The sequence below is a fragment of the Thermus sp. genome (assembly GCF_040290245.1).
Lineage (GTDB): Bacteria > Deinococcota > Deinococci > Deinococcales > Thermaceae > Thermus_A.
The window spans coordinates 1-7,433 of sequence record NZ_PSMQ01000073.1; the positions used below are offsets into that span (position 1 = coordinate 1).

The window sequence follows — 7,433 nt, forward strand, 5'->3', positions numbered from 1 at the left end:
AAAAATATGGAGCTCGCGGCCGGGCTCGAACCGGCGACCTCACCCTTACCAAGGGTGTGCTCTACCTGCTGAGCTACGCGAGCTCGTGGAGCGGGAGACGGGACTCGAACCCGCGACCCTCGGCTTGGGAAGCCGATGCTCTACCAACTGAGCTACTCCCGCACGGGGTGTGCGTCCGCACACCTTTTGGTGGGCAGGGCTGGATTCGAACCAGCGTAGGCGTGCGCCAACGGTTTTACAGACCGTCCCCTTTGGCCGCTCGGGCACCTGCCCATGCCCTCGTTTTGGAGCCACCCAGGGGAGTTGAACCCCCAACCCCCCGATTACAAGTCGGGTGCTCTGCCGGTTGAGCTAGGGTGGCGGGACGAAGGAGTGGAACCTCGTCCGAGGGTTTAGGCTAACACAAGAAGGAGGCGCGTGTCAAGATAAACCCATGCGCATCACGCCTTACGGGGCAAGCCGGACCGTGACCGGAAGCTGCCACCTCCTCGAGGGGGGTGGGGCACGGGTGCTTTTGGACTGTGGGATGTACCAGGGCGCCGAGGAAGAGCGGAACCTCGAGGCCTTTGGGTTTGACCCCAAGGGACTGGACGCGGTTCTGGTCAGCCATGCCCACCTGGACCATGTGGGCCGCCTACCCAAGCTCTTCCGGGAGGGGTACCAGGGGCCCGTCTACGCCACCCAGGCCACGATCCTCCTTATGGAGATCATCCTAGAGGACGCGCTTAAACTCATGGAGGAACCTTTTTTTGAGGCCCGGGACCTGGAGCGGCTCTACGCCCACCTAAGGCCTTTGGAGTACCAAGAGGCGCTTCGGATCAAGGGTCTGGAGCTCCGGTTGCAAGTCGCAGGTCACCTCCCAGGGAGCGCCTTCATCGTAGCCGAAGGGGAGGGGAGGCGGTTCGTCTATAGCGGGGATTTGGGCAACCGGGAAAAGGTCGTCCTCCCCGATCCCGAACCCCCGCCCCAAGCCGATCTGGTCCTCTCGGAGGGGACCTATGGGGATAGGCCCCACCGCCCCTTTCGGGCCACGGTGGAGGAGTTTTTGGGGATCCTGGACCAGACCCTAAGCCGGGGCGGGAAGGTCTACATCCCCTCCTTTGCGGTGGAGCGGGCGCAGGAGGTCCTCTTCCACCTTTTTGAGAACCAGACCCGCCTGCCCCGGGCCCCCGTCTATCTGGACTCCCCCATGGCGAACCGGGTCTCAGCCCTTTACCCCAGGCTTCTTCCCTATTTCAGCCCTGAGGTCCAGGCCTACTTCCACCAGGGAGAAAACCCCTTTGAGCCCCGGGGGCTTTACCACGTGGAAAGCGTGGAGGAGTCCAAGAAGCTGAACCGCGCGGAGGGGCCCATGGTGATCCTGGCAGGGAGCGGGATGCTCTCCGGGGGCCGGATTCTCCACCACCTCAAGCACGGGCTCTCCGACCCCAGAAACGCGGTGGTCTTCGTGGGCTATCAGCCCCGGGGTGGGCTGGGGGAAAGGATCATCCGCAAAGAGCCGGTCCGCATCCTTGGGGAGGTCCTCGAGGTCCGGGCAGAGGTCCACACCCTGGGCGGGTTTTCCGGCCACGCGGGCCAGGACGAGCTCTTAGACTGGCTTCAGGACCAGTCCCGCGTCCTTTTGGTGCACGGGGAGGAAGAAAAGCTCCTCGAGCTTTCCCGGCTCCTCGCCCTTAGGAAGCAGGAGGCGGGCCTGGGGAACTGGGGCCAGGGGGAAGGGGTCTGAAGCCCAGCCGTTCCAGGACCATCCGGGTGGCGGGGCTTTTGTTCAAGGTGTAGAAGTGGATCCCCACCACCCCCGCCTTTAAAAGCTCCTCCGCCTGCCTTGTGGCGTGTTCCACGCCGATCTCTAAGATGGCCTTGGGATCGTCTTGGTGTCTTTCCAGCCGGGAAAGAAGGGGGCCAGGGATGCTTGCGCCGCAGATCTCGGTGAAGCGACGGAGCTGCGGGTAGCTGGTGATCGGCATGAGGCCTGGAAGGATGGGGATCCCTATACCGGCCCTTCTGGCCCGCTCGAGGAAACCAAAGTAATGAGCGTTGTTAAAAAAAAGCTGGGTGATGGCGAAGTCCAAGCCCGCCTCCACCTTGGCCTTGAAGTGCCGGAGGTCGGCCTCTAGGCTCCCGCTCTCCGGATGCCCCTCCGGGTAAGCCGCACCTCCCAGGCTGAAGGCCGTCCCAAAGCGCTCCCGGATGAAGGCCACAAACTCGCTGGCGTAGCGGAACCCCCCCGGATGAGGGGTGAAGCGGGAAGCCCCCTGCGGGGGGTCACCCCGGAGGGCCAGGACGTTTTCAATTTGTCTCTCCAAAAGGGTCTGAAGCAGGGCCTCGAGGTTCTGCCGGCTGCTGCCCACCACCGTCAGGTGGGCCAGGGGGGTGAGGCCCATTGCCCGGATGCGCACCGCCCAGTCCACCGTCTTTTCCCGCGTGCCTCCCCCGGCCCCGTAGGTGATGGAGACGAAGGCGGGACGGAAGGCCTTGAGCTCGGCGATGGTCCTGAAGAGCGCCTCCTCCCCCTCAGGCGTCCTGGGGGGGAAAAACTCAAAGGAAAACAGGGGACCCTGGTGTGCGGAAAGGAGGTCCCGTATTTTCATGCCCAGAAGTGTAGACCCACCCTACCCCCCTGTCAACCGGCCTATACTAAAACTATGCTCGAACTGCCCGAGATTCCCAAGGAGAGCAAGGTGGAGCTTCCCGCAAGGGAGACCGCCCTCGTCGTGGTGGATATGCAAAACGACTTCGCCCACCCTGAGGGAGCCCTGTTTGTGCCGGACGCCCCCAAGACCATTCCCATCATCCGGAGGCTTTTGGAGGAGGCCAGGACCCGGGGGGCCAGGGTGATCTTCACCCAGGACTGGCACCGGGAGGACGACCCGGAGTTCCGCATCTGGCCCGTGCACGCGGTAGCGGGAACCTGGGGGGCGGAGATCGTGGAGGAGCTGAAGCCCCAAAAGGGGGAGCTCGTCATCCAGAAAGTCCGCTACGACGCCTTTTACGGCACCCCCTTGGACCACTACCTCCATCTTTTTGGGGTAAAGCACCTGGTGGTGACGGGAACGGTGGCCAACATCTGCGTCCTCCACACCGCAGGCTCGGCGGCTCTGCGCTGGTACAATGTCGTCCTGCCCGAGGACGCCACCAGCGCCCTCACGCCCTTTGATCTTCAGGCCGCCCTCCGGCAGGTCACCTTCCTCTACCAAGGGACGGTGACCACCGCGGATGGGGTGCGGTTTGTTTGAGGCTGCCCCCGGCGGGGGTCCAGAGGGGCTTCCAGCCCCGGGGGAAGGGTTCGGGGGCAATCGGGGCTCCGGCTGGGGCTTAAAGCCATGATCCACCCCTTGGACAAGGCCCCGGAGCAGGGGGAAGCGGGGCTTCTCAAACGCCTCCTCCGGGCAGGCCTCCCGGTGGCCCCCACCGTGGCGGTGGCCCTGGAGGAGGAGTTTTTGCGCCTGGCCAACCTTCAGGAGCAGATCGGCCTTCTCTTCCAAGGGGTCTTTGGGGCCCGCATAGACGAGGAACGCCTCTTCTACGCGGCGGAACGGGCGGAAAGCCTGGTGCGGGAAAGCTACCTCCTGCCCGAGCGGGCAGAGGCCTTTCTGGGCTCGCTTAAAGGTTGGCAAGGGCCTTTTTTGGTGCGGGACTCAGGCAGAAGCCCCTTTGCCCAAGCCAGGACCCCGCAGGAGGCCCTGTTCGCCCTGAAACGGCTCTACGCCAGCCGGTACCGGGTGGAGGAGGTCTTGGAGCGCTGGCCCAGGCTGTTTCCGACCCTGGACTTGGTCCTGGTCCAGGAGGCGGGCGCACCCCAAGAGGACCCCGGCCTCTCCCTGAAGGCAGCGGAGCTTTTGGGCCAGCCCGCCCGGGTGGAGGCCTGGGAGGGGCGGGTCGTGCGGGTTATACTGGACTAATGGTGGACAGCCACGTCCACACTCCCCTTTGTCGGCATGCGGAGGGAGCTCCGGAGGAGTACCTGTTCCAGGCCCGGAAGCAAGGGCTCGAGGGACTCGTCTTTACGGACCACAGCCCCATGCCCGCCTGGTACGATCCGGAAAGCCGAATGCCCCTCTCCGCTTTGCCCTTTTACCTCCTTGCCCTGGAACACCTCAGGGAGAAAACCCCCGATATGTATGTGGGAATCGGCCTAGAGGCCGACTTCCATCCTGGGACGGAGGGCTTCGTGGCCCACCTCCTCCGCCAGTACCCCTTCGACTACGTCATCGGAAGCGTCCACTACCTGGGGGCCTGGCCCTTCGACCACCCGGCCTATCAGGAAGAGTTCGCCTGGCGGGAGCTCAAGGAGGTCTATCGGGAGTACTTCCGCCTGGTGGAGGCCGCGGCGAACACGGGCCTCTTCCACGCCATCGGACACCTGGACCTCCCCAAGAAGTTCGGCCACCGCCTCCCTGAGGAGGCCCTTTTGGAGCTCGCCTACCCTGCGCTTAAGGTCATCCGTGAGGAGGGGCTCTTTTTGGACGTGAACACCGCAGGCTTAAGAAAACCGGTAAACGAGATCTACCCCTCCCCCCTCCTTCTCAAGGAGGCCAGGGCTCTGGATATCCCAGTGGTCCTGGGCTCGGACGCCCACCACCCCCTCGAGGTCGGATACGCCTTTGAGGAAGCCATCCGCCTTCTCCTGGAAGCCGGTTACCGGGAGGCCTTCTACTTCCAGGGGGGCCGGCCCATCGCCTACCCCTTGTCCAGGGCCTCGTAGACCCTCTCGCGGGCCTCAGAGAGGTTTAGCTCCTCCCGGTTTCCTCCAGCTTTTTCGTAAGCCCGGACCGCCTCCAGAAGCCGGCTGAAGGCCCCCGCACACGGGTCAGGGGCGGGGGACTCGTACTCCATGTACGTCACCCGCTCGTACTCCGGACCATACTCCTCCTCCTCCCGGGCCACGCAGTCCCGATAGGCCCTAAGGGCCTCGTCTACCTGGAGCCTGGCTTCCTCGAGGCGCATTGGGCTCACCCCCTTTTAAGCGCCTGAAAACGGATACGGGCGGCTGGGATCGGCCCCTCCTGGAAGCGCTCCTCCTGCCAGGGGTCGCCCCGCCAGTGGTACCCATGCCTCTCCCAAAAGCCCAGCTCGAGGTGGTCCAAAAGCTCGATGGCCCGGACCCATTTGGCGCTTTTCCAGGCGTAGAGGTGGGGGACCAAAAGGCGCACCGGCCCACCTCGCTCCCGGGGAAGGGGTTTCCCCAAAAGGGAGTGGGCGAGGATCACGTCCTCGTGAAGGAGGTCCTCCAGAAGCAGATTGGTGGTGTAGCCCCCGTAGGAGTGGACCAAGGCGGCCACCGCCTCGGGCTTGGGCCCCGCCTGCTCCAGTAGATCCTTCACCCGCACCCCCCGCCAGGCCACGTCCAGACGGCTCCACCGGGTCACGCAGTGGAAGTCCCGGACGAGCTCCACCTGGGGAAGGGCCAGGAGGTCTTGGTAGGTGAGGGAAAGGGGCCTTTCCACCAGGCCCTTTAGCTCAAACCTCCACTCCTCTGGGGAAAGGCGGGGCTCCTCCCCATAGGTGAGGATGGGGAAGCGCTCGGTGACGAACTGGCCCGGCGGGACACGGTCCATACTTTCAGCATAAGGCGTTTTCCCCAACCGGAAGGTGGCCTACTCCCCTTTCCGGGCCTGGTAGCGGATGACCTCCACCTTCTCCAAGGTCAGAAGCCCCTCCTGCACCATCTCGTCCAAAACCGGCAGGAAGGCCTCGATCTTCTCTGCGCTGTCCACGATCTCGATCATCACCGGCAGGTCCTCGGAAAGCTGGAGGATCTTGGCGGTGTGGATGCGGGAGTGGGCTCCAAAGCCCATAAACCCCTTAAAGACCGTGGCCCCGGCCAGGCCCCGGGCCTTGGCCTCGAGGACGATGGCCTCGTAAAGGGGCCTTCCCTTCCACCTATCCGACTCCCCGATGAAGATGCGCAGGAGCTTGGCCTCACCCGAAAGCTTCATGCTCAACCCCCTAAGAGGTACCCAAGCCATACGGCCAAAAACCCCAGGACCAGGCTCAAAGAGGCATACAAAAAGGCCTTGCTCCACTCCCCTCCCTGTACGAGGGTGAGGAGTTCATAGCTGAACGTGGAGAAGGTGGTATACCCCCCGAGGACCCCCATGGCCAGGAAAAGCCGGGCCTCACCGGAGAGGGACCCCTCGAGGGAAAGCCGGAGGACAAGGCCGATGAAAAAGCTTCCGGAGACGTTGATGAACAGGGTGCTGTAGGGAAAGACCGCGCTGAGACCCTGAAGCCAGGCCCCTAGACCGTACCGGAGCGCCGCACCCAAGGCTCCCCCCAGGGCCACCAGGAAATACCGCTCCATAGGAAAAGTATAGTGAGGCTATGCGGCCCAAGACCCTTTCCCCTATCCTTACCGCCAAGGGCGTCCGGCTCGCCATCGCGGTGGGCCGGTTCAACGAACGGGTGACCAAGCTCCTTCTAGAAGGGGCCCTCGAGGCCTATGCCCGCCTGGGGGGGGATCCCCAGGAGGTCCTGGTGGCCTGGGTACCCGGATCGTTTGAGCTCCCCCTGGTGGCCAAGAAGCTCGCGGAAAGACCGGAGGTCAACGCGGTGGTGGCCCTGGGGGCCGTGGTCCGGGGGGAGACCCCTCATTTTGAGTACGTGGCCGCCCAGGCGGCGAGCGGCCTCATGGGGGCCATGCTCCAGACGGGCAAGCCCATCGTCTTTGGGGTCCTCACCACCAACACCCCGGAGGAGGCCCAGGAAAGGGCTGGGGGTAAGGCCGGAAACAAGGGAGCGGAGGCGGTCTTCACCGCGATTGAGATGGTGAAGCTCCTGGAGGCGATCGAGACCCTCAGCGCCCCGTGAGAAGATGGCGGGCATAGCGGAGGTGAAGGTAGAGAAAGCAGCCGAGGCAGAAGCCAAAGGCCAGGTTGACCAGGGCAAGCAAGGCCACAAGGAGGGCGAGGGCGTAGCCCACCCCCTTAAGCCCCAGGACAAGGAAGAGGGCACTCAGGCCCAAAAAGGCCGCCCCCAGGCTACGGGCAAAGCGGTGGGGCCTGGGGTCCTCCTCGGCGAGAGCGGGGGGCAGCCTGAGGAACCGCTTCAAGGCCACCAGGAGGTCCAAGGGGGTGTGCTGGCTCGCCATGAGAAGGAAGAGGAGGAAGACAAGCCAGGGCAGATCCCAAAAAACCGCGAGGGGCAACAGGAAAACCAAGAGGGCCTGGTTGAAGCGGAGCTGGTTCCGGTCCGTCCGCATACCGACCATCATACACATGAGCCCATGAAGCTTAGGGGTATGGCTCACAGTCTCCATGGCAGAATACACCCATGACCCCTCTCCTCACCACCCCCCTTCCCACCCCCCACGGCTTCACCACGAGGCTCGGGGGGGTCTCGGAGGGGCCTTTCGCCACCCTAAACCTCTCCGCGGCCACCGGGGATGACCCCGAAAAGGTCGCGGAGAACCAGAGGCGGGTTTTGGACCTCTT

Annotated in this window: 12 protein-coding genes and 4 tRNA genes; 6 read left to right on the top strand and 10 right to left on the bottom strand. The window is 64.2% G+C overall.

Features of this window, described 5'->3' with window-relative positions; genetic code table 11:
• Positions 1–7: 7 nt before the first annotated feature.
• From C4301_RS08730 to C4301_RS08745, 4 genes are all read right to left on the bottom strand, one after another.
• A tRNA-Thr gene (locus C4301_RS08730) sits at positions 8–83 on the bottom strand.
• 3 nt (positions 84–86) lie between these two features.
• A tRNA-Gly gene (locus C4301_RS08735) sits at positions 87–162 on the bottom strand.
• A 25-nt stretch (positions 163–187) separates the two neighbouring features.
• A tRNA-Tyr gene (locus C4301_RS08740) sits at positions 188–273 on the bottom strand.
• Between the two features lie 12 nt (positions 274–285).
• Positions 286–361 (bottom strand) — tRNA-Thr (locus tag C4301_RS08745).
• A gap of 72 nt (positions 362–433) precedes the next feature.
• Between C4301_RS08745 and C4301_RS08750 the strand changes: the two genes are divergently transcribed.
• Positions 434–1,726 carry an MBL fold metallo-hydrolase gene (locus C4301_RS08750; RefSeq protein ID WP_352414703.1) on the top strand — a complete coding sequence of 431 codons (1,293 nt, stop codon included), beginning with the start codon at positions 434–436 and terminating at the stop codon, positions 1,724–1,726.
• Here the strand turns inward: C4301_RS08750 and metF are convergent.
• On the bottom strand, positions 1,674–2,591 hold the full coding sequence (metF, locus tag C4301_RS08755) for a methylenetetrahydrofolate reductase [NAD(P)H] (protein WP_352414704.1): 918 nt from the start codon (positions 2,589–2,591) through the stop codon (positions 1,674–1,676). The genes C4301_RS08750 and metF overlap by 53 nt on opposite strands.
• Before the next feature lie 54 nt (positions 2,592–2,645).
• Here metF and C4301_RS08760 point away from each other — a divergent pair, with 54 nt between their 5' ends.
• From C4301_RS08760 to C4301_RS08770, 3 genes are all read left to right on the top strand, one after another.
• Positions 2,646–3,236: a nicotinamidase gene (locus C4301_RS08760; RefSeq protein WP_352414705.1), complete on the top strand. Its 591-nt coding sequence runs from the start codon at positions 2,646–2,648 to the stop codon at positions 3,234–3,236.
• An 87-nt stretch (positions 3,237–3,323) separates the two neighbouring features.
• Complete coding sequence (locus C4301_RS08765) at positions 3,324–3,902, top strand: hypothetical protein (RefSeq protein WP_352414706.1); 579 nt, start codon at positions 3,324–3,326, stop codon at positions 3,900–3,902.
• Positions 3,902–4,705 (top strand): histidinol-phosphatase HisJ family protein, encoded by an 804-nt coding sequence (locus tag C4301_RS08770; protein ID WP_352414707.1) that lies wholly within the window; start codon positions 3,902–3,904, stop codon positions 4,703–4,705. Before C4301_RS08765 ends, C4301_RS08770 begins: the two co-directional genes overlap by 1 nt.
• On the opposite strand, the gene C4301_RS08775 is transcribed toward C4301_RS08770, so the two are convergent.
• From C4301_RS08775 to crcB, 4 genes are read right to left on the bottom strand one after another with little or no spacing between them, the layout of a single operon-like run.
• Positions 4,681–4,947 carry a hypothetical protein gene (locus C4301_RS08775; RefSeq protein ID WP_352414708.1) on the bottom strand — a complete coding sequence of 89 codons (267 nt, stop codon included), beginning with the start codon at positions 4,945–4,947 and terminating at the stop codon, positions 4,681–4,683. The two genes, C4301_RS08770 and C4301_RS08775, sit on opposite strands and share 25 nt — an antisense overlap.
• A 5-nt stretch (positions 4,948–4,952) precedes the next feature.
• Positions 4,953–5,558 (bottom strand): sulfite oxidase-like oxidoreductase, encoded by a 606-nt coding sequence (locus C4301_RS08780; RefSeq protein WP_352414709.1) that lies wholly within the window; start codon positions 5,556–5,558, stop codon positions 4,953–4,955.
• A 39-nt stretch (positions 5,559–5,597) separates the two neighbouring features.
• Positions 5,598–5,939: a DUF190 domain-containing protein gene (locus C4301_RS08785; protein WP_352414710.1), complete on the bottom strand. Its 342-nt coding sequence runs from the start codon at positions 5,937–5,939 to the stop codon at positions 5,598–5,600.
• A 2-nt stretch (positions 5,940–5,941) separates the two neighbouring features.
• Positions 5,942–6,304: a fluoride efflux transporter CrcB gene (gene crcB, locus C4301_RS08790; protein WP_352414711.1), complete on the bottom strand. Its 363-nt coding sequence runs from the start codon at positions 6,302–6,304 to the stop codon at positions 5,942–5,944.
• Between the two features lie 20 nt (positions 6,305–6,324).
• Here crcB and ribH point away from each other — a divergent pair, with 20 nt between their 5' ends.
• The gene (gene ribH / locus C4301_RS08795; protein WP_352414712.1) at positions 6,325–6,810 is read left to right on the top strand and encodes a 6,7-dimethyl-8-ribityllumazine synthase; all 486 of its coding nucleotides are present in this window, start codon (positions 6,325–6,327) and stop codon (positions 6,808–6,810) included.
• On the opposite strand, the gene C4301_RS08800 is transcribed toward ribH, so the two are convergent.
• Positions 6,797–7,201: a DUF4395 domain-containing protein gene (locus tag C4301_RS08800; RefSeq protein ID WP_352414713.1), complete on the bottom strand. Its 405-nt coding sequence runs from the start codon at positions 7,199–7,201 to the stop codon at positions 6,797–6,799. The genes ribH and C4301_RS08800 overlap by 14 nt on opposite strands.
• A gap of 71 nt (positions 7,202–7,272) precedes the next feature.
• Here C4301_RS08800 and C4301_RS08805 point away from each other — a divergent pair.
• Positions 7,273–7,433 (top strand): laccase domain-containing protein (locus C4301_RS08805; RefSeq protein WP_352414714.1); only part of this gene is annotated, 161 nt, incomplete at its 3' end.

Bases quoted from the DNA above. Each gene is read 5' to 3' on its own strand.
- metF (WP_352414704.1), bottom strand. From the start codon at position 2,591: ATGAAAATACGGGACCTCCTTTCCGCACACCAGGGTCCCCTGTTTTCC.
- C4301_RS08780 (WP_352414709.1), bottom strand. From the start codon at position 5,558: ATGGACCGTGTCCCGCCGGGCCAGTTCGTCACCGAGCGCTTCCCCATC.
- ribH (WP_352414712.1), top strand. From the start codon at position 6,325: ATGCGGCCCAAGACCCTTTCCCCTATCCTTACCGCCAAGGGCGTCCGG.
- crcB (WP_352414711.1), bottom strand. From the start codon at position 6,304: ATGGAGCGGTATTTCCTGGTGGCCCTGGGGGGAGCCTTGGGTGCGGCG.
- C4301_RS08750 (WP_352414703.1), top strand. From the start codon at position 434: ATGCGCATCACGCCTTACGGGGCAAGCCGGACCGTGACCGGAAGCTGC.
- C4301_RS08775 (WP_352414708.1), bottom strand. From the start codon at position 4,947: ATGCGCCTCGAGGAAGCCAGGCTCCAGGTAGACGAGGCCCTTAGGGCC.
- C4301_RS08760 (WP_352414705.1), top strand. From the start codon at position 2,646: ATGCTCGAACTGCCCGAGATTCCCAAGGAGAGCAAGGTGGAGCTTCCC.
- C4301_RS08785 (WP_352414710.1), bottom strand. From the start codon at position 5,939: ATGAAGCTTTCGGGTGAGGCCAAGCTCCTGCGCATCTTCATCGGGGAG.
- C4301_RS08800 (WP_352414713.1), bottom strand. From the start codon at position 7,201: ATGCGGACGGACCGGAACCAGCTCCGCTTCAACCAGGCCCTCTTGGTT.
- C4301_RS08770 (WP_352414707.1), top strand. From the start codon at position 3,902: ATGGTGGACAGCCACGTCCACACTCCCCTTTGTCGGCATGCGGAGGGA.
- C4301_RS08765 (WP_352414706.1), top strand. From the start codon at position 3,324: ATGATCCACCCCTTGGACAAGGCCCCGGAGCAGGGGGAAGCGGGGCTT.